The organism is Bacillota bacterium (genome assembly GCA_013178125.1).
Lineage (GTDB): Bacteria > Bacillota > SHA-98 > Ch115 > JABLXJ01 > JABLXL01.
In genome coordinates this window covers 1-19,928 of record JABLXJ010000011.1, presented here as the reverse complement: position 1 = coordinate 19,928, position 19,928 = coordinate 1, and the positions used below count along the sequence as shown (strand labels likewise).

Annotated in this window: 18 protein-coding genes and 1 rRNA gene; 1 reads left to right on the top strand and 18 read right to left on the bottom strand. The window is 49.6% G+C overall.

The genetic code is table 11. The features are described 5' to 3' along the window. Positions 1-190 precede the first annotated feature (190 nt). The 13 genes from HPY71_10350 to HPY71_10290 all read right to left on the bottom strand — a co-directional run bounded on the left by HPY71_10350 (position 191) and on the right by HPY71_10290 (position 15,435). Complete coding sequence (locus HPY71_10350; GenBank protein NPV53909.1) at positions 191-1,498, bottom strand: hypothetical protein; 1,308 nt, start codon at positions 1,496-1,498, stop codon at positions 191-193. Positions 1,499-1,750: 252 nt separating this feature from the next. After that, positions 1,751-2,824, bottom strand: a complete 1,074-nt coding sequence (locus HPY71_10345; GenBank protein ID NPV53908.1) for a TIM barrel protein — start codon at positions 2,822-2,824, stop codon at positions 1,751-1,753. 98 nt (positions 2,825-2,922) lie between these two features. Continuing rightward, the gene (locus tag HPY71_10340; protein ID NPV53907.1) at positions 2,923-3,741 is read right to left on the bottom strand and encodes a creatininase family protein; all 819 of its coding nucleotides are present in this window, start codon (positions 3,739-3,741) and stop codon (positions 2,923-2,925) included. A gap of 447 nt (positions 3,742-4,188) precedes the next feature. Beyond that, on the bottom strand, positions 4,189-5,484 hold the full coding sequence (locus HPY71_10335; GenBank protein ID NPV53906.1) for a sugar ABC transporter substrate-binding protein: 1,296 nt from the start codon (positions 5,482-5,484) through the stop codon (positions 4,189-4,191). Between the two features lie 215 nt (positions 5,485-5,699). Next, positions 5,700-6,446 carry an amidohydrolase gene (locus HPY71_10330; GenBank protein ID NPV53905.1) on the bottom strand — a complete coding sequence of 249 codons (747 nt, stop codon included), beginning with the start codon at positions 6,444-6,446 and terminating at the stop codon, positions 5,700-5,702. Between the two features lie 3 nt (positions 6,447-6,449). Next, the gene (locus HPY71_10325; protein NPV53904.1) at positions 6,450-7,187 is read right to left on the bottom strand and encodes an amidohydrolase family protein; all 738 of its coding nucleotides are present in this window, start codon (positions 7,185-7,187) and stop codon (positions 6,450-6,452) included. A 126-nt stretch (positions 7,188-7,313) separates the two neighbouring features. Beyond that, complete coding sequence (locus HPY71_10320) at positions 7,314-8,186, bottom strand: carbohydrate ABC transporter permease (protein NPV53903.1); 873 nt, start codon at positions 8,184-8,186, stop codon at positions 7,314-7,316. Positions 8,187-8,214: 28 nt separating this feature from the next. Beyond that, entirely contained in the window at positions 8,215-9,084 is an 870-nt protein-coding gene (locus tag HPY71_10315; GenBank protein ID NPV53902.1) for a sugar ABC transporter permease, read from the bottom strand. 39 nt (positions 9,085-9,123) lie between these two features. Continuing rightward, positions 9,124-10,185, bottom strand: a complete 1,062-nt coding sequence (locus HPY71_10310) for a Gfo/Idh/MocA family oxidoreductase (GenBank protein NPV53901.1) — start codon at positions 10,183-10,185, stop codon at positions 9,124-9,126. Between the two features lie 15 nt (positions 10,186-10,200). Beyond that, positions 10,201-11,526 (bottom strand): Glu/Leu/Phe/Val dehydrogenase, encoded by a 1,326-nt coding sequence (locus tag HPY71_10305; protein ID NPV53900.1) that lies wholly within the window; start codon positions 11,524-11,526, stop codon positions 10,201-10,203. A 53-nt stretch (positions 11,527-11,579) separates the two neighbouring features. Next, positions 11,580-12,737 carry an alanine--glyoxylate aminotransferase family protein gene (locus HPY71_10300; protein NPV53899.1) on the bottom strand — a complete coding sequence of 386 codons (1,158 nt, stop codon included), beginning with the start codon at positions 12,735-12,737 and terminating at the stop codon, positions 11,580-11,582. A gap of 343 nt (positions 12,738-13,080) precedes the next feature. Further along, the gene (gene glpK / locus HPY71_10295) at positions 13,081-14,580 is read right to left on the bottom strand and encodes a glycerol kinase GlpK (protein NPV53898.1); all 1,500 of its coding nucleotides are present in this window, start codon (positions 14,578-14,580) and stop codon (positions 13,081-13,083) included. Positions 14,581-14,655: 75 nt separating this feature from the next. Continuing rightward, positions 14,656-15,435, bottom strand: a complete 780-nt coding sequence (locus HPY71_10290; GenBank protein ID NPV53897.1) for a DeoR/GlpR transcriptional regulator — start codon at positions 15,433-15,435, stop codon at positions 14,656-14,658. Between the two features lie 306 nt (positions 15,436-15,741). Here HPY71_10290 and HPY71_10285 point away from each other — a divergent pair, with 306 nt between their 5' ends. Next, a complete protein-coding gene (locus tag HPY71_10285; GenBank protein ID NPV53896.1) occupies positions 15,742-16,707 on the top strand; it encodes a cysteine synthase family protein in 966 nt (321 codons plus the stop codon). Positions 16,708-16,727: 20 nt separating this feature from the next. Here HPY71_10285 and HPY71_10280 read toward each other — a convergent pair whose 3' ends face one another. From HPY71_10280 to rrf, 5 genes are all read right to left on the bottom strand, one after another. Continuing rightward, complete coding sequence (locus tag HPY71_10280) at positions 16,728-17,498, bottom strand: metallophosphoesterase family protein (GenBank protein NPV53895.1); 771 nt, start codon at positions 17,496-17,498, stop codon at positions 16,728-16,730. A 92-nt stretch (positions 17,499-17,590) separates the two neighbouring features. Beyond that, on the bottom strand, positions 17,591-18,436 hold the full coding sequence (fetB, locus tag HPY71_10275) for an iron export ABC transporter permease subunit FetB (GenBank protein NPV53894.1): 846 nt from the start codon (positions 18,434-18,436) through the stop codon (positions 17,591-17,593). 81 nt (positions 18,437-18,517) lie between these two features. Next, positions 18,518-19,339, bottom strand: coding sequence for a phosphate ABC transporter ATP-binding protein (locus tag HPY71_10270; protein ID NPV53893.1), 822 nt, complete (start codon positions 19,337-19,339; stop codon positions 18,518-18,520). 83 nt (positions 19,340-19,422) lie between these two features. Continuing rightward, positions 19,423-19,773 carry a cupin domain-containing protein gene (locus tag HPY71_10265; GenBank protein ID NPV53892.1) on the bottom strand — a complete coding sequence of 117 codons (351 nt, stop codon included), beginning with the start codon at positions 19,771-19,773 and terminating at the stop codon, positions 19,423-19,425. A gap of 45 nt (positions 19,774-19,818) precedes the next feature. Then, positions 19,819-19,928 (bottom strand): 5S ribosomal RNA (gene rrf, locus HPY71_10260); the annotation flags it as partial.

Here is a 19,928-nt window from a genome sequence, read left to right as displayed (position 1 = left end):
ATCTTATTCTTCACTACTCTCCTGATAAACCTTGTAAAGCAAGAGCAAGCAACTAATTGATGCAATTTCCATACATGAACCCCTACTAAGCACCCATTTTGAAACAGGAAGGAGTGGCTCCCACTTCTCCTCTCCTGTCACTATAAAAAGACCAGCCGAGACCAAACTCGGTAGAACTATGCGGTCGACATCAATAACTGATGTATGTGATCTTCAGAAGCCTACTCAGTTCCTTCAGCTCATTTCCCACATGACCATATCCAATCATCCAGTGGTGACCGAAACCATAACTCGCTATTTTATCAAGGAGATCTCCTATATTCATAGGGCTTCGTACCTTAATAGGGTTACCCGGAAACACCATGTGGGTAGGAAGCGCCTGACTACAAAGTGTACACATCCGGTATGTCCCCCGGCGGCCGATGAGATTTACCATGGTAACAGGCCCGGGCTTCGCAGGGAATAGGACACATAGGCCACTTTCGGCCAATCTAACAGGGCCGAGTGTGATGTCATCAGGTCGATAAGCTAAAGAGAATCCGCCTGACCCGCAGTGTGACAGGACCATAGTATGCTCCTTTTCATCTACAGCTAGTAGATCCGTGTTATGCACAGGCTGACCTGTCAGCATATGTAACATATACATGGCCACAGTCGAATTCATATCACCTTCACATCCAGCTACGATTCCCTCCTCACTGAGGAGAGAATAAGCCAGGCAAACCTTGCCCATAAGGGTCGGGTAGCATTGGATGGCCAACCCGGCCAGGTGCTCCTTTTCAGCAAACTTCTTGAGACCAAGGTATACTCTGCAAGATGCCAACCCTTCCTCATCATCCACGTTCACACTTCCAACCCGACCCTTAACTCCCTCCCATATGGAGGTCGCATCATCCATAGATATCTCCTGTGTCCATTGCTCAAGGTCCTGAACATTCGCTGAAACCACCGAGCATCCGAAAAGCGCTTTTAGCTCAATTTCATCGAATGTAACCTCGGTCATTCCCTTCACATGCGTCCCAATAAGCCCAAAACGAGCTAGACGCAATCGATTCCTCAGCGCGACGGCCCTGGCGTACACCATTAGAGAATTATACGCATGGGAATCCGAAAGCTTGCCGTAGATAAACTTATATGGGAATCCAAGTTCATTTAAGACCGAGCAGATTTGCTGAGAGCCGGACAATGACCCGGTATGAATCCCCGGCATTGCCCAGGTTACAAGAGGCACCCTGAGCCGCTCAAGAATCTCGAGGACTAGGTGATCCTCGCTCCAGGTCCCGACCAGAACGCATAGAACGTCGATATCGGAACATCTTAACTCTTCAGCAACCTGCCACGCACTATTCTCATCCTCTACGATGGCGGAAGCCACAACCAGGTCAGCAGGAAGCTTACTTATCCGCATTGAACCTTCAGCCTGGATATCACTAGCTCTCTCAGCGCCGACTTCAAACGGATTCACTATCGTCGCGAGACCAATCTTAGGACGTGCCATCCCCAAAATCCCCCTATTATTCACATCTACAACCCTTTTTCACCAAGCAATTTTGTTGGTCCGCGATGCTTCTATTCGAAGCTACATATGGTGTTCTCAGTAGCCCAGAATGACCGAGTCACTATACCCTCCTTCACTTTCCATGTCTAGCGGCGCTTAAAATAGTGGGCAGTAGCCTCTAATGCTCCCCCGATTCTTAGAATGAATATCCACACGCGATATTACCCAGTAGACCAATTGACAACCTAGAGTTTAGCGCACCCCTAGGAGGTGTTCATTCATGTAGAGATCTAGTTCCTCGTAATCCCTGGTAGCTATTAATCGCTGTTCAAGGTCTCGATCTAGAGTTCTGACTTTCTCAAGGAGATATTTGAAAAGTCTTATGCTGTTGGCAAGGTGCTTGGTAGACATGTCCCTGGGTTGAGTCCTCATCACTTTCACGTCAAGGCCCACAAACTCACCGTTTCTGCCGTACCCATTCTCATCCAAGACACGGACCTGGTTAAACGCTACCCTCAGGTTATCGCTGCCAAAGGACTTATCCTGGTCGTACTTCAACCCGTTCTGCCCGTTTAGGTGGACGCTCCAAAGCTTACCATGAGCCAGGGCATACCCCATCTCATCGGAAGGGTCAAGACCCGCGAGGATAGTATGAGCGCTCTCAATTAGACCCCCGACCCTAGCTGGGTCGGCACTCATGTATGCAAGGGCCAGGGCATGACCTATAGTGGGAATATACGCGTGATCCATAGGCTCATTTGGCTTAGGTTCAATGAGAATCCGGATTTCCTTATCATGCTCAAGCATCCTGTTTATCGCATCAAGGATGTACTTCACTGATCTCCTGGACGACTTAGCTTCCCTGATATAGGTACCTTCCCTTGCAAGCCAGAGAACGATATTTCTCGTCCCGAGCTCCCGGGCTATATCTACTGCCGTAAGAGAACGATTCATGGCTAGCTCCCTCACCTTAGGATCATTCGCAGTATAAGCCCCATCTACGAACTCCCTCGCCTCCCAAAGCCTTGGGGCCACGAACTCCGCTACAAGACCGGCATCATCTAATAGCTTTTTAACCTGCCGGGCGCGCGCCAGTATTTCAGAGGTGGACATGCTAGCAAGCCCGGGAACCGCGTCATCATCATGAAACTGGACGCCATCGAAGCCTAAATCCTTTAAGAACCTTATCTTCTCCTCAAATGTGAAGGGCTCTCTAACCGCAGGGCCAAAGGGATCCGCCCCCTCGTGGATGTTCCATGGGCCTGCGGAGAATCTATATACTCCTCCGGTTACAGCATCTTTTTGCGTAACCTTTGCCTCCACCATCTATTCCCATCTCCCTTCTTGAATTTGAAGCTCCTCCACCATTAAAGGCTAGCTTTGACCACTTGATCCCCTGGAATGATCGGCGAACACTACCGCACTTACAGCTTTTCCAGGGCCTCTTTAACCTTTAGGGCTACATGATTAGCCCCTGCCCTGATATTCTCTTCCCCTTCCTGGGGAGACGCGTTACGAGGGTCATCCCTAACGGTAAAATCTGGGCTAGGGTTAAGACGGAAGGTCTGGTCATCTACAATAGCCCAATCCAAATTGTAAAGAGGTTGGCCCTTGGGCGGGAGAGTGCCTAAGTCAACATTCTCAGGACATAATGCCATCATTACGGATGTCTCTTCTCTGTCAGCATGTCCAAAGTTCAGCTGGACATTGCCATCCTCCACAGCAACAAAGCTATATATAACCGTGGCTGGGCTCTCTGCAGTGAATTCTGCAGCTAGCCTCTTCAAAACAGCCATATGATTCTCTGCACCATGCCCATTTACAATAGCTATTACTCTGTAACCTTGCTTGACAAGGAGATTAAGCGTTTCCCTCACGACTATGCTAAAGAATTCCTCCTTGGCGTATAGGCTCTTCATAGCATTATTAGGAAAGTCCATCCCTATAATCCACTCGTCTCCCTTAAAACCTATACTCTTCAGAAGTTCAGGGCTTCTTTCCCTTTCAGTACCCCAAAACAAAGTAGGCATAACCACCCCCCCTGTTATCGCCGCAGCCCTAAGAGCAACTTCCCGGGCACGGAGGGGGTCGGTTCCTAGAGGTAGATGGGGGCCATGCCACTCAAGTGGGGCAACAGGTACATATATAACCGAACACCGCTCCTTCTCAGCCAGGATCTGACTTGGTCTCATATACTCTAATCGCCTCTCCATAATCTTCTTACCCCCATTCTGTTTATACATCTGTCTTGAGCCCCTCCAGAAAGCGAACACGGCAGCATGATGTACGTGAAAAATCAAAATCATCCTGTAGATTCTTTCAAGACTAACTAACTCGGGTCTGTTTTATAGTTACCACGCACTTATCCCCTCATTAATTGACTTTTGTACTGGCGCAATTCAAGAGGTCCGAGAATTGAAAAGACTATAAGCCCTAGCGCTACAACAAATATAAGCCTTTAGTCCTTAAACTCGGGAACAAACCAATGACAATTTATAGGCCTCATAAGGGGATAGGCTAGCAAATCCCACAAGTTACTTCCATGGTAAGGGGAATTACCCTCTTTTAGCGAGGCCAGCAATTGCGACCAAATACCAAGATCATATGCCGGCCTCGCTTCTACCTTACTTTTCACGTCTTCACATTTCTACCATATACCCAGTACCCAGACTTAGTTCACTCATGTCACTCTACTTTAGGAGTTCATTAACGCGTCTTACAGCATCATCAACGGCTTGCTTAGGTGACTTTTGTTTAAGGATTGCTGACTGGACCTCCGATATGACAATCGGGTGAACTTGCCTGAGCTTCGGATGAAGTGGATAGCCAACCAGGAATGGGATGGTTTTCTGAAATACTGAATAAAGGGGGTCAGGCTCCATAACAAAATCTTTCCTAGCACCAAAAAGCGAAACTCCACCTACATATGTCTGAGCGTTTTCTTTATTGCATAGGAATTCTAGAAACTTTAATACAGCTTCTTTCTTGGTCGAAGAACTTATGGCAGACTTCGAAACAACCATGAAACCGAGGTTGCCAAAGGTCCCACGCCCTTCGAAGAACTGAATTCCGGGGCCCTGGGGATTTAGTGCAGCGCCTACATTAAGTTTCGGATATTGGCGCCTCACGATCGGGACAGAAAAGGACTCAACGGGAGCCATTGCAGCTCGCCCTTCGTAAAATACTTGCTGAAAATTCGGATGCATTCCGTCTGCGGGTACAACCCTATATTTGTGTACAAGATCCACTAGGAATTGTACCGCCTTTACACCCCCTTCACCACCAAAGCCAGCCCTGTTGTTATTTAAGTCTAAGATATCCATACCTGCTTGCCAGAAATATGGATAGAGGTAGTTAGGATCGCGATAGGCGGCACTCCAACTATAACCCCAACGGTCTTTCTCCCTCGCGGTCAGTTTCTGCGCGACCTCAGCAAATTCTCCCCATGTCCATCCTTTAGCAGCTTGCATATCGGATGGAGGCTCCTTAATTCCGGCTGTCTTGAAAATGTCTTTATTATAGAAAAGCGCGACTGCTACAAACAGATATGGTACACCATATTGATGTCCCCCATAAGCACCCTTAGCCCAGAAGTTGGGTGGGTAGTCTTTGGCCATTTTCTTCATGGCATCGGGGAACACCTCGTCTAACTTGGCCAATAGGCCCGCTTCAGCAAATTTAGGGTAAAACTCATCCGGCATATAGGAAATATCTGGGGGGGTTCCCGCAGCAAACGCCGAACCATATCTCTCGTCCCAACCCTCCCACGGATGGGAAAGAAACTTTATTTCAATATCTGGATTCTGGCTTTGAAACTTCTCAATAATGGGAGTGTAGAGTTCTACATCTGCTCCATGAGCCGCCTTCCAAAAAGTAATAGTTATTTTCTTAGCCCCAACTGGGAGCGATAATCCAAGAAACAAAACCACCAAAACGAAAAACAACAAACTGGTTCTATGCCTCAGCAAACGACTTATACCCTTCATCTACAGTCTCCTCCTAACTATAATAATACTTGATTCAAATCAGCCTAAAGATCCCAATCCTCTACTTGTAGGTTTCTAATCTTATCTTCCGATATCATATTCTCTCTATGTTCTATCTAGGTGCATCCCCCCTTAACCCTAGGACTATGCTGGTATCCCATACCCTATGTGAATTCATAAGACAAAATGCTACTCCTATATTTCTTTCTCCAACCCTATAGACACAAAAGCCTTTTCATATTGCCACCCATAATTGATATCTTATCTTTCTCTGAAATCTCTAACGATCGAATCTTGGCAACCTCTGGTCGTGGGTGTAAAAGGGAATTATCTGAACCGAATACTATTCGATGAGCACCTATTCGTTCTAAGGCAATTTTCACCGGCTTCCCATATGGTAAACCGCATGTCTCAAGATATATGTTAGGAAACTTTTCTGCTGCGTGTAAGGCATCTCTCCAATAGCTTCCGAGGCCCATATGTCCCATTATCAAAATAAGTTTAGGATATTTCTCCGCCCATACGGCGATCTGGAAAGGATGAGTGTAGGGGAGAGTACCTGTATGAAAGAATACCGGCAACTCCAGCTGTATAGCTTTATGAATAATAGGGTCTAAGGACGGATCATCCCCCCTAAAGGCCTGGACCCACGGATGGAACTTAAGACCTTTCAGCCCTAACTCCGCCACACAACGTTCGACTTCTTTGATCGCCCTTCCACCGTCAAATGGGTGAACAGTACCGAAACCGATAAAGCGATGGGGATTTTCCCTCACTACCTCGGCAATCCTATTATTGGTTTTATACGAAGGAGTCCTGAAATCTATGGTAAAAATTACGGATTTGTCAATCCCACACTCATTCATATTTCTAAGTAATACTTCGGTGCCGTTATCGCTTCGTGAGGAGGCAAATTCTCCCTTGGCATCCATCATTAGATGCGCATGTGCGTCGATAATCATTTGTCAGCACCCCTCTAATGCTAACAGCCGAGTGATATTTCGATAATAAACATTCTCTGCGTCGATACCATCTAGGCCAAGCAACTCTACTCTCGCCATAAGCGCAGCGATAGAATAGTAAGGTAGATCTGTACCAAATAGAACCCGTTCAGAATCGATAGACTTGAGAATAGCTTTTAGCTCTGTCTCGACCACGCAACACGATGTTTCAAGCCAGATGTTATTGACACGTTCTACCGACGACCTAACGTCAAACCAGAAATCTGAGCGCATGCTCCCAATAATTATCTTGGCATCGGGGAAATGGTCCGCTAGATCGGAAATCTGTCCTGAAAGAGAATATTCCGGAGACCCTACCTGGATATGAATAGGAACCCCTAATTCGACAACCCTTTGCATAAGAGGGTAAACCATCGCATGGTTGACAGGAAAACCCTGGAGAGCAGGCTCGAGTAATATACCTCTTAGTCCCAAAGCCTTAATCGCATAATCTAATTCGTCAAGGACGTTGTCGTACCATGGATTTACCGTCCCGAACCCTATAAACCTATTAGGGTATCGTTCAACAGTCCGCGCAATTATTTCGTTAGCCTGACGTATATTTAGTAACAAAGAACGTCCCATGGGTCCGATTACAGCTTGTGCAATGGAATATTCGTCCATAATTCTCAGAAGTTCTTCCGGGGTCTGTCCAAATTCTAGATGCTCTCCTATATGGCAATGGCAGTCAATTATCTCCATAACTTTACCTCCGCCTTTCAGGCTCGTAGTACTGGTAAAGCTCGTACTCTTATCCATTGATGACATGGGTCTCTATTTTGATATCCCATCTTTATTTTCTATAGTGGCGCACTAATGTATAGGTATCTAGCCCTTTACGGCACCCAACGTTAACCCTTTAACGAAATATCGCTGTCCAAACAGGAAAACTACAGAAATAGGTAAAATACTCAACATAACCCCGGCCATCATTACCCCATAGTCTGTCTGAAACTCAGTATGAAATGTGGATAATCCAACAGGTAAAGTTTTCATTTCATCGACCGTTGTCACAATCAAAGGCCAAATAAAATCTCTCCACTGTTCCATAAAGGTGTAAATACCCAGAACAACCAAACCCGGTTTCGAGAGCGGCAGAATTACTCTCCCAAAGATCCCAAAGTCACTACACCCATCTAGCCTAGCCGCTTCCTCTAACTCCGAGGGTAATGTTGAGATAAATTGCTTCATCATAAAAACACCTATAGGTAGGGAAAGAGGAGGCATTATTAGAGCAAGATAAGTATTGAGCCAGTGAAACCTTGTAACGATTAGAAACTGAGGTAGAATTGTAACGGCCCTGGGTACCATTATACTGGAAAGAATAATTAGAAATATAATATCCCGCCCCGGGAATTGTCTTTTTGCAAAGACATACCCACTCATCGAATGTATAAGTAAGGTCAAGAGCGTAACGCCACCCCCAACTAAACAGCTATTTATCAACCAACGGAAGAAATTAGAGCTCTTAAAAACATGGATATACGTACCTAAAGTTGGGGTGTGGGGTAACCAACGGGTCGGGTTCCCCGATATAAAACTGGTATGCTGAATTGAAATAAGAAACATAAATGCAAAAGGCCCCAAGGATATAAAGGCAATAATAAGCAGGATGCAATATATTATCGTTCTTCTACCTAATTGCTTTTTCTTTTTTGCCAATTTCTTGCTGTCCTTTACGAGTAGTAAGTCAGTACGCATTCTGGTACCTCCCTGACAACCACATCTTTCAGTATTCAAAACCCGACCTCAAGAACTTCATTTGAAATATGGATGCCACTAATAATACTACAAGAACCACGAAGCCCATCGTCGAGGCATACCCTATCCTTTCGAAATGGAATGCATTGCGATAGACATACCAAACCACTGTCGCACTTGAATCGGCTGGCCCTCCGAAAGTCATAATATATACAGCATCAAACAATTGGAAATTCCATATTACTCCCATGACCAACAAAAACAATAAAGTAGGCTTCATCAGAGGAAGTGTTATATGTACGAGTTCCCTCCAGCCAGTGGCACCATCAATCCTTGCCGATTCATAAACATCTTTAGGGAGGGCCTGAAGTCCGGCAAGTATCATGAGCACCCAAAACCCATAACCCCTCCACATTTCAAACCATACAAGCGTCGGGATAACAGTCGCAGGGCTGCCTAACCAATTTTGGGGATGAAGCCCAACCCTACTTATAAGGTAGTTTATGGGACCATCATTTCCGGGTAAAAGCAACACCTTCCATATAATCGCTAGAGAAACAACTGGACTCAGCAAAGGGAAGAATATAGATAGCTTAATAAAGTTCTGTAGTCGCATAATACTATTAAGAAGGAGGGCAACCAAAAAAGAGACAACCATACATATTGGTACAACCATGACGGTGTAAAAGACCGTATTTTTGAAGCACTTAATGAATAACGCGTCACCCCATATTTTCTTATAGTTCTGTAAACCAACAAAAGTCGTGCCTGTAAGAATACCCCCTTGCGATAGGCTTATATAAAACGACCAAATAACCGGCACAAGTAAAAAAATGATATAGGGGAGGGCGTAGGGCGTCAAAAAAATGTAAGATGTTAGGTGCTTTCTAGTTTTCATGCTCAACCACATCTTTCCCATCACCCCTTGAATCCTATCTTAAGACTTTAGGTTCACCACCTGACTCATCTCGCTTGATTTCCTCGCCGCCTCTATGACGCTTATCGTCTGTCTCGCTTCCTCGGGCTTTATCGCGAGTTCGGCCTTCCCCTCGATAACTTCGCGGATATTGCCGTAGAACCTCAAAGCATTCGATATATTCACATCGAGCGCCTTGACCCCTGAGGTCGCCGCGATCTTCGGCGATGGTTTCAAGGTAACATCCATATAGCCCACCTTGGTCCTTATGGTGATATCTTCCCATCTCCCCCACTCGCCGTTCCCATATAGCGTGCCCTTGCTTCCTATGGCATACCATCGAGGAAGAACCAGCCTTGCATTATTGCTCGATTCAACATGGGCTATTACGCCGTTTTCAAAACGAATCATGCACTTGAAATGATCGTCAACCTCCTCCGTCCATAACCTGGACTGTAGGTCGCAATATACATCGATAACGCGGCTCTGCACGATCTGCAAGGTATGGTCTATGAGGTGCGCACCCCAGTCAAGCAGCTGGCCTCCCCCATATTTCTTTTCAAGCCGCCATGAGGGCCTGAATTCGGCTACCCCATATTTCGTCCATTCCTCGCCATACGACATAACCCTTGCTTCGATCACAAAGAGATCCCCTATGAGCCCGGATTGGATAGCCTGCTTTACAGTCTCGAAATCAGGATCCCAGCGCCGGTTCTGGAATACTGTGAGGATGACCCCACGATCCTTAGCGCATTTTATCATCTTATCCGCCTCGTCGACACCAAGACACATAGGCTTCTCGACGACCACGTGTTTACCTGCCTCCATGGCCTGGATCGCCATGGAGCTATGATAATTTGGAGGAGTGCAGATAACTACAAGATCAATACCAGGCTCAGAGAGCAGGTCAGCGTAGTTCGTGAATGTTTTTACCCCAAAAGACTGCCTTGCTATCTCAAGCCGCTTCTCGCTCTGATCACAGACGGCCACAAGTTCATATTGGTCTTCCATCTTGCTCAAGGGATCGCAATGAAGCTCCATGCCGCTTCGCCCTAGCCCGACAACTCCAACTCTTAAGCGCATTTTGCTCGTCTCCCCTCATGCAATTGTAGTTGTACTTACCCATCCCCTCTGCATCATAGCATCGTGAACTCTCATTACAGCAAGCTGAATCGCCGCCTCTGTGAGATTAACCTTCTCTTGTCTTGCTATCTCAACCGTGCGCTCAAATGCATCCTCTATCTTCTCTCCCACTATCTCAAGCACCCTCTCCTTCGTCCTCTGCCGGGCGCTCAAAGACCCTGAATACTCCAGCTGCGATGCTATGACGCCCCCTGCGTTTGCTATGATATCCGGGAAGAACATTATCCCCTTGCTCTCGAGTATCTCCATCCCATCCGGGGTCACCGGCATGTTGGCTGCCCCTACTACTGCCTTCGCCTTTATGATGGGCGCTGTATCCTTGTTTATTACATGGCCCGTCGCTGCGGGTATCAGGATGTCTACATCAAGGGAGAATAGCTCCTCATTCGTCAGCGGCACCCCTCCATCGAACCCCGCCACTGTCATTGTCTTCTCTGCATACTCTAGCAGCTTCTCTATATCAAGCCCATCCTTGTTATACACTCCTCCGTTTATATCCGTGATTCCAACTATCTTTATCCCCTTCTCATGAAGAAACATGGCTGTATGGGAGCCAACATTCCCGAACCCCTGGATCGCAACCTTGACGCTCTTTGGGTCAAGACCCAGGATGTCTATAGCCTTCAGGGTGCTAGCAGCTACTCCGTACCCTGTGCTCTCTTTTCTTCCAGGGAGCCATCCCTGGATGCCCTGGGGCTTACCTGTCACAGATGCAGGATCCATGGTTGCGTTATATATCTGGGTCATCTCAAGGGGCCCTGTACCCATGTCCGGTGCTGGGATGTAGATGTGCCTCGTGAATATGTCCTTGAACTCAAGACCGAAGTCCCTGAGTACATTCCTCTTTACGTTCGTCTCGAATTCGGGATCCCTAGGGGTCCTGCCATATATCTTATACAGTCTACTCATATCAAGCCTTATACCGGTCTTCCCCCCGCCGAACTCTATATCGGTGACAGCGGTCTTAAGAGTCATGAGCCTTGCAAGCTCTGTTGTCTCCCATATATCAACATCAGGGGCAAGCCTCACCCCGCCCTTATACGGACCCCTTGCATTGTTATGTAGGACAACGCAGCCCCATATATTGACCACCCTGCCATACAGCAACACGGGCAGGCGAAAGGCATATATGTTCTGGGGCTTTATGAGCTCCCCTATAGCCTCCCGGGATAGCCCGAGCCTGGCGCCAGCCCGCCTTATGAGCTCGCCTGAGATGTTATCAGGCTCTCGGCTTCCGATGAGACCTTCCATGTCATGATTGAGCATCATGCTATCGGGCATGATTTACCACCTCTCCGAAGTAGGCCTAATAGGGCCCTATTATTATTGATGGATTAGCTAGCCGCAACCTTTATTGACCGAAGTTCTTGTTCCTCCGGTTCCTTGATTTCGTAGCCGAGCTCCTCCAGGGTCTCCCTGAGGATGATGAGAAACATCCTGCACAGCCGTTCATCGATAGTCCCCATGTTGGCCACTTGGAACATGTTTTCCGCCTTCAGGTGCCTCTTGCCGGGGTAAATCACTATACCCTTCTTCTCCATTAACTCGCAAAACTCATCGATCTCAATACCTTCCGGGAGAAACGCCGAGGTTACAGTGTTAGAAGTATGCTCGTCCGAAAGCAGGAGCTTCAGTCCAAGTTCCTTGATTCCACTACGGAGAATCTCCGCACACCTTCTGTAACGTGCGAACCTGTTTTCCAATCCTTCGCTAAGGATCTCCTCCAGGGCAGCATCGAGCGCAAAAAATAGGGACACATTCGGGGTATTGGGTGTTTGTCTCATCTGGTCAAAGAAATCAAGATGTTTATATATATCCAAGTAGACCGTCCTGGGTCTCGCCGCTGCCCTCCGCTTTTCCAGTACGCTCCTTCGGGCGCATATAAACGAGGTTCCGGGCAGCCCGCCGACTGCTTTATTAGCAACCCCTGTACAGAAATCTATGTTGTCTCTTAGGACGTTGACATCTTCGCCGCCAATGGCGCTTACAGCATCAATCATGAGGTTGCGCCCGTAACGTGCAACAACCTCTCCTACCTCGTGGACAGGGTTTATCATCCCGGTGCTGGTCTCGTGGAAAACCATCGCCACGAGCCCAATCGCCGGATCGGCCTTTAATGCCTCCTCTACATCAGCCACCTTCGGATATCCGCCCCACTTGTAGCGCAAGATGGTCTTGGGAATATTATGTTTTTCTACGATTTCGTCCAACCTCTCGCCAAACTCGCCATTGGTTATAAGTAGGATCTTCTCCCCCTCGGTTAGGATTGATGATAAAACAGCCTCATTTGCGGCCGTCCCCGATCCGCTTACTACCAGGCCTACATACTCGCTATCAGCCCTAAATAAGCGGATAAGCTTCTCCTGAATCGAATCCATCATCGCCATGAAATCGGGCCCTCTGTGGCATATATCAGGATGCAGAAGAGAATTTTTGACTCGTTGGGATACCAGGACTGGACCCGGGCTAAAAAGATACTTTTTGCCGTACATTTTATTAATGACCTCCCATAGCATGAAATACAGCCAGAGGACGAGAAATAAAACTATCTCAACAACCTGGCTTTGTGATATTATTATGTTAAATTTGTGTGGATGTACTTATTCTTTATGCCCATATCTATTGTATTATATTTGACGTTGTGCTCTTAATTCCTGCCGCATTACAATATTTTTTGCTCATGGATGCACCAGACATTTTAAGCCCCAATACAACATATGCATTATTGAGGGCACGATTGCCAAACGAAACAACAAAAAATCTCTCAGCAATGCTGCTGAGAGATCGAAATCACATTATGTAACAAAAATCATATTATGTAGGCGGTATGGGGGTTCAAATATCAACCGCCCACCCCTTCGCTCGGTTCAAGGCCCTCTTCCACTCTGCATATAGCTTACTACGCTGTTCCTCGCCCATATTAGGAACAAATCTCTCCCTTGCTCTCCACCGGGATTTAATCTCATCTATGCCATCCCAATATCCGACAGCCAGACCGGCCAGGTAAGCAACCCCTAGAGCAGTGGTCTCGACGATTGGCGGTAATTCCACAGGAATACCCAAAATATCGGCTTGAAACTGCATCAAAAATTTATTGGCCGTTACCCCTCCATCTACTCTCAATTTCTCTATCTTGATACCTGAATCCTCCTGCATCGCAGCAACCACGTCCCGCACTCTATAAGCAATAGACTCAAGGGTCGCCCTGACGAGATGTTCCCGGGTAGTACCCCTGGTGAGACCAACTATAGTGCCACGAGCATTGGTATCCCAATATGGGGCGGCCAATCCGGCAAAGGCAGGCACGAAATATACTCCTCCGGTATCTGGCACCTTAGAGGCAAGCTCGTCCGTTTGAGACGCATTCTCTATGATCCGGAGTCCATCCCTGAGCCATTGGACGGCAGCCCCGGCTACATAGATTGCTCCGTCAAGCACATAATTTATCCTGCCGTTTATATTCCATGCTATCGAGCTTAGAAGGCCATGGGTGGATTTGACGGGGGACTCTCCTGTATTCATTAGCATAAAGCTCCCCGTGCCATAGGTACATTTGAGCATTCCACGTTCATAACATCCCTGCCCAAACAAAGCGGCTTGCTGATCTACTGCCAACCCGGCGATTATCATGCTCTGTCCATCAAATAAAAAAGGATCTGTCTTAGCACATACTCCGCTTGACGAAACGACCTTAGGAAGCATCACTCGAGGTATCGATAAAAGGTCCAATATCTCCTGATCCCATTCAAGCGAATGGATATTAAACATCATAGTTCTTGATGCAGTAGAGTAATCTGTAAGGTGGGCCCGGCCTGCGGTTAACTTCCAGACAAGCCATGTATCCGTAGTTCCCAAGAGCAATTCACCGTTCTCCGCCTGCACCCTAGCATTGGGCACGTTATCGAGGATCCATTGAACCTTGGTCGCGGAAAAATATGGATCGATGACAAGCCCCGTTTTCGACTGTATCTTATCCTGATACCCCTCTTCAACCAACTTGCTACATAGTGATGACGTTCTGCGGCACTGCCACACGATTGCATTATAGATAGGCTTACCAGTGAAACGGTTCCAAACGACTACTGTCTCACCTTGATTTGCGATACCTATAGCCGCTATATCCGCGGGCCCAACCTGAGCCTGTTTCAATACTTCCTTGATCACAAAGGCAGTGATATTCCAGATTTCTTCGGGATTGTGCTCAACCCAACCAGGCTGCGGATAAATTTGAGATAATTCCCTGTACGCCCGCGCGATGGCTGCTCCAGATCGATCAAACAATATAGCCCTTGTGCCAGTCGTCCCATGATCGATCGAGAGAATATACTTTTTCACCTTGTAAACCCCTCCAAAAATCTAATTACCGGGAGATATGCCCTTGCCATCTATTACATCACAGGTCGAAATAAATCATGAGTTTATAACATAGTCAGCGATTATGACCTGTATCCCCGCCTCCGTAAATTTCGCTTTATCCTCAGGGGATATGCCGCTGTCAGTAACCAAAACATGAATACTAGATAACGGTGCCACATTGGCGAGGGCTACTTTGCCAAGTTTGGTGTGATCTGTTGCAACAATTACCTTTGAGGAAGCTTTGATCATGAATCGTCTTATGCTTGCCTCCTCTATATGGTAGTCGGTCAGCCCCTCGCGTATAGATAAACCACCCGCACCCACTATCGCTTTATCAACATGAAATTCCATTAAAATTTCCTCCGCTATATGCCCGGACAATGACAATTCACCTGCCCGGAGCTTGCCTCCTATAAGATAAACCTCGACATTAGGTTTCTCCAGCAACTCCAGGGCAACGGGGATTGAGTTTGTGAACACATTTAAGTAGCTCGCCCTAATATGCCGGGCAACCTCCCTAAGCGTAGTACCCGTATCTATTATAATAGTTTCCCTGTCCCCTATTAATTGGGCCGTGGCGACCCCGATCTTCCTCTTCTCCTCCCTATTCTCCCTCTCCCTGTACATAAATGGCGTCTCGACTCTCTCAGGACCTCCCGGGTAAATTACGCCCCCGTAAACCTTTTTAATATGGCCCTCTTCCTGTAGCACCCTGAGGTCTCGACGAATGGTTTCCTTGGATACATCGAACATCGAGCATAATTCCGCCGTTCTAAGAATACCCTTAGTATTCAGCAAATTTAATATTTCCCTGCGACGTTCTTCGGCAAGCATGGCGACCCCGCTCTCCCTCCATGTAGATCATCTGAGGCATCCAACCCAAAACAAATACATAATCGGCAACGATTATATCATAAAACCTATACTTTTTCTACATTTCTGGGCAGATAACCATCTGAATTCTAAGATATTTTCCCTTCAACTAACATAGGCGCTGGTGTACCCAAGCTCGGTAATGACGAGGTATTAAGCATTGATCGGGCGGTAATCCTAGAATATGTGACATATAAGCATCCAGCGCGTGAGTTTCACCGGTTAGGGCCTATCCTAAGTTTGAGGAAACCAAGGAGCCTTTGCATAATGCCGAGTAAAATACTATCAGGAATCTATGAGGCCATAGGTCAAACCCCTATGATCGAACTATCCCGGTTGGTCAGGCTGTGGCAAATCCAGGGTCGGATCCTGGCTAAACTGGAATACCTTAACCCCGGCTTCAGCAAGAAGGACAGGATCGCATTGCAAATCATCGAGGAGGCCGAAAGGAACGGGACCTTGAAGCCAGGTCAGCCCGTTGTCGAGGTTACCAGCGGCAATACCGGCACCGGCCTCGCGATCGTCTGCACGGTAAAGGGCTACCCATTCGTGGCAGTCATGTCAAAGGGGAATTCCCCTGAAAGGGCCCGCATGATACAGGCCCTGGGCGGAGAGGTCATCCTTGTGGATCAAGCGCCAGGTGCCCGGCCCGGCTACGTATCCGGGGAGGATCTCGCCCTCGTCGAAGAGAAGGCAAAGGCGATCGCGCGGGAGAGGAATGCCTTCTTTGCCGACCAGTTTGGCAACAAGGCCAACATCCGCGCGCATGAACACCATACCGGCGAGGAAATCTGGGCGCAATCGGGGGGAGCGGTTGACGCCTATGTCGACTTCGTCGGGACAGGAGGGACGTTCGTTGGATGTGCCCGGGCTCTGAAGAGGCACAATCCTGGTGTCCGCTGCTACATTGTGGAACCGGCCGCGGCGCCTTATCTGTCCGGCGGACCCGTAACGTCCCCAAATCACAAGATCCAGGGCGGCGGTTACTGCAGGGACCTCACCCTCCTCGACCGGGAGCTCGTGGACGGCTACGTGACGGTGACCGACGAGGAAGCGACCAAAGCCGCGCGAGACCTGGCCAGAGTAGAGGGTATTTTTGCCGGCTTCTCTTCCGGCGCAAACGTTGCCGCGGCCCGGACCCTGCTTACGACACAAGAGAAAGGCAAATCCGTAGCCCTGACTATTAATGATTGCGGCCTGAAATACCTGAGCACCGATCTCTATCCCTGCTGAACCCCTGACGGGGCGACTAACTAAAACCCCCGGCCCCTTCGCAATACCTCGGCATACTCTTCAACCCATGGGAATCCCCGCTCCCTGGCGGCGACCACGGTCCGATCGACATCATAGGATACCCGTCGAATGCTCGCCGCGAAACCGAGGCCGGCATCAGGACCATCGGGGCCATCAGGACCGGAATCGGCTTCGCCTCCGAACTCCAGCACGAGGTATGATGCGCGCGGGTCGCCGTCAAACGGGTTACCAGCACTCCCCGTGTTGATTATGGTCCGCCCCTCGACCCGCCGGAGATACGGGGTATGGATATGACCGCAGACTACGACACCGGCATCATGGCCAGCCAGCATCGGCGCCATATCCTGGTCCGGGGACGAAGATGGAATCCAGTCTGCCATGGATCGCGGGGTTGAGTGAACGAATAACACCTTCTGGCCCCCTAGCTGCATTTCATGCGATGCCTTTTGCCCCGAAAGCAAGCCAATCCCCCGCTGTGTAAGCCTCTCGAGCGCCCATTCCCTGTATTTATTGAACCTGGCCAGCTTATCGGGACCCGGGTTAAACGATGTGGGGAAACCGCGAACCAACCACTCGTCGGTGTTGCCCATCACCATCGCGACCGGCCCGAGGCTCATGAGGGACGCCAGAACCTCCTCCGGCATCGGCCCCTTGAATGCCAGGTCCCCCACGGATATCCAGCCATCGAGCCCCTGAGAGGCGGCATCCGTGGTTATAGCCTCCAGGGCGAAGAAGTTGCCGTGAATATCCCCGATAACCCCTATACGCATGGACGTTGCCACCCTCCTTCTCATACTCCCCCAAGCTACGAGAGCCCTCGGGAAGTCCACCTTTCCGCGTCATTTGGAGCATCCATTTTATTTTATCCCCTACACTTTGTCCTGTACCTACCTCCGTCCCGGCCGAGTTCCATGTAGGGCGATATCTGGTGGGCCGGCGTAAAGAAGAGCGAAAACGCGCCAAACCCGGCGGCCATTGCGGTGATTGCGGTAGCCGCCGCGATCATGAGCAGCACGACTATTTGGTAGCGCACCGCATCCGCGGGCCTGGCCCCGGAGATTATTTGCCCCGTCATCATCCCGGGAAGCTGGACTATGCCGACCGTCATGAGCGAGTTGATGGTTGGTACCATGGCCGCGCGCAAGGCCTCGCGCAGCGCAGACTCAGAAGCCACGCGGGCCGAGGCCCCGAGCGCGAGAGCAGCCTCCACCTCATTACGCCGGTTCAGTATCTCGGAACGGAGCCTCCCAACCACCAGAGCCGCACCATTCATCGCATTGCCTATAACCATTCCGGCTATGGGGATCACATATTGCGGTTGGTACCATGGCCGGACGCGCAGGACGACACCGATGACGATAGCCAGCGCAAGCGCGCTCCCGATGGCTATGGCCCCGGCCATCAGCGGGAACACCCCGCGGCGCGGCCCGGCCTGCCGTTGCATCGCATTCCACCCCGCCACCGAGGTCATCACAGCCAGGGCGAGGATAACCCAGTACCAGCGGGCAGCGTTGAATATTTGTTGGAGCACGAGGCCGACCGCGAGGAGCTGCACGAATGCACGCACAGTCCCGACGGCCATGTCCCGTTCCATACCGAGCCGTTGCCATCGCGAGATCGCCGCTGCAATGGCAATGAGGGCTAGCGCAATGAGGAGGTCGAGATATGTTATGTGGATATAGGAGTTTACCGAATTCGAGTCTGTCATACCTGCTATCTATTCCGTCGCCTCGATTCTGTCGCCTCTTGCGTCCTGACTACCTTCCCCGCCTTTACCCTTACCTCACCTTTATATCCGCGTTCCCTTCGAGTTTCCCCTGAAACCCCCTTCGGGCTGCGCTTCGTGATTTTCTCCGGAGTTCTTTTCGGAGCTTTTTTCGGAACCCGTCTCATTCACCTCGAGATTCCCCTCGAGGTACCCCCGGCCGATCTCGATCGAAGGCGGCTGGAAAAATTTGGCCGCAGGTCCGTCCTCGATCTTTCTGCCAGCAACGAGCAACACGACATGGTCAGCCACCGCGCGGGCGTGCTCGAGTATATGCGTAACGATCACCACAGTAAGCCCTAGAGATGAGTTGAACCTCAGAATGAGGTCGAGAATATTGTGCGCAGCCTTCCCGTCCAGGGCGGACGTCGGTTCGTCGAGGAGGAGAACCTCGGGCTCGTTGGCGAGAGCCCGCGCAATGGCCACTCGCTGCTGCTGGCCAACGGAGAGGGCCGTCGCGGGCCGGTCCTGCAACTCGCGCTCCAGGCCGACCATGTCGAGATACATGGCCACATCGCAGCGACGCTGTCTCATACGGGGCCCATAGAGAATATTATCCCGAACGGTGCCGCCAAGGAGCGCCGGCACCTGGAAGACCATCCCCACCCTCTGGCGCAGGGCGCGGACATCCAGTGAGCACGTGTCCACACCATCAAGCAAGACCTGACCCGAAGAGGGATCCTCGAGGCGGTTGAGGATTCTGAGAACTGTTGACTTCCCGGATCCGGATGGGCCGAGGAGCGCCGTAACCTCCCCTCCCCTTACCCCGAAGGAGACATCGCGGAGGACCTCCACCTCATTTAACCTGCCGGAAATAGCGATAAGTTTCCGCTTATATATATTCACCAGCTCGAGCTTGTAGATAATTGGTCGCCCCCACCCGACGATATTCGCTCGACCTCGAAAACAGGCAGATATCTACGCCGAATCTAAGCGAAAAGGAGGATCACAGCCACCATCTCCAGGGGCTCGTCCCCTGCATTCTCGATGGCATGACCAGCGCCCCCGCCCGTGAGGATAGCATCCCCCGGGCCGACGAGCTTTGTGGTCCCGTTATCATTAGCGAGGCCTTTGCCGGATATTATGTAGTATATCTCCTCTTCTTCATTATGCTCATGGAAACCGATAGATGCGCCGGGCGGTATGGTGACCCTGGCGACCAGGCGTGCCTTCCCCCTGAGCTCATCCTGCTTGAATATGTGGGTGATCTCCACCGAACCCTTCCCATCGCGCATCCTCTCGCGGATCTCCCTCGCCATCTCCTTCGCTTCCCGGATCATAAACTCTGCAACCCCTTTCCTTCGATGTGATGTACATAAAAAAGCATCCGGCAGCGGCCTACTCTCCCGCACCGTTGCCAGTGCAGTACCATCGGCGCTGGAGGGCTTAACTTCTGTGTTCGGAATGGGTACAGGTGTTTCCCCTCCGCTCTTGC

What these genes read in the sequence shown, in the direction of transcription:
- HPY71_10350 (NPV53909.1), bottom strand. Translation starts at nt 1,498, where the DNA reads ATGGCACGTCCTAAGATTGGTCTCGCGACGATAGTGAATCCGTTTGAA.
- HPY71_10345 (NPV53908.1), bottom strand. Translation starts at nt 2,824, where the DNA reads ATGGTGGAGGCAAAGGTTACGCAAAAAGATGCTGTAACCGGAGGAGTA.
- HPY71_10340 (NPV53907.1), bottom strand. Translation starts at nt 3,741, where the DNA reads ATGTATAAACAGAATGGGGGTAAGAAGATTATGGAGAGGCGATTAGAG.
- HPY71_10335 (NPV53906.1), bottom strand. Translation starts at nt 5,484, where the DNA reads ATGAAGGGTATAAGTCGTTTGCTGAGGCATAGAACCAGTTTGTTGTTT.
- HPY71_10330 (NPV53905.1), bottom strand. Translation starts at nt 6,446, where the DNA reads ATGATTATCGACGCACATGCGCATCTAATGATGGATGCCAAGGGAGAA.
- HPY71_10325 (NPV53904.1), bottom strand. Translation starts at nt 7,187, where the DNA reads ATGGAGATAATTGACTGCCATTGCCATATAGGAGAGCATCTAGAATTT.
- HPY71_10320 (NPV53903.1), bottom strand. Translation starts at nt 8,186, where the DNA reads ATGCGTACTGACTTACTACTCGTAAAGGACAGCAAGAAATTGGCAAAA.
- HPY71_10315 (NPV53902.1), bottom strand. Translation starts at nt 9,084, where the DNA reads ATGAAAACTAGAAAGCACCTAACATCTTACATTTTTTTGACGCCCTAC.
- HPY71_10310 (NPV53901.1), bottom strand. Translation starts at nt 10,185, where the DNA reads ATGCGCTTAAGAGTTGGAGTTGTCGGGCTAGGGCGAAGCGGCATGGAG.
- HPY71_10305 (NPV53900.1), bottom strand. Translation starts at nt 11,526, where the DNA reads ATGCCCGATAGCATGATGCTCAATCATGACATGGAAGGTCTCATCGGA.
- HPY71_10300 (NPV53899.1), bottom strand. Translation starts at nt 12,737, where the DNA reads ATGTACGGCAAAAAGTATCTTTTTAGCCCGGGTCCAGTCCTGGTATCC.
- HPY71_10290 (NPV53897.1), bottom strand. Translation starts at nt 15,435, where the DNA reads ATGCTTGCCGAAGAACGTCGCAGGGAAATATTAAATTTGCTGAATACT.
- HPY71_10285 (NPV53896.1), top strand. Translation starts at nt 15,742, where the DNA reads ATGCCGAGTAAAATACTATCAGGAATCTATGAGGCCATAGGTCAAACC.
- HPY71_10280 (NPV53895.1), bottom strand. Translation starts at nt 17,498, where the DNA reads ATGCGTATAGGGGTTATCGGGGATATTCACGGCAACTTCTTCGCCCTG.
- fetB (NPV53894.1), bottom strand. Translation starts at nt 18,436, where the DNA reads ATGACAGACTCGAATTCGGTAAACTCCTATATCCACATAACATATCTC.
- HPY71_10265 (NPV53892.1), bottom strand. Translation starts at nt 19,773, where the DNA reads ATGATCCGGGAAGCGAAGGAGATGGCGAGGGAGATCCGCGAGAGGATG.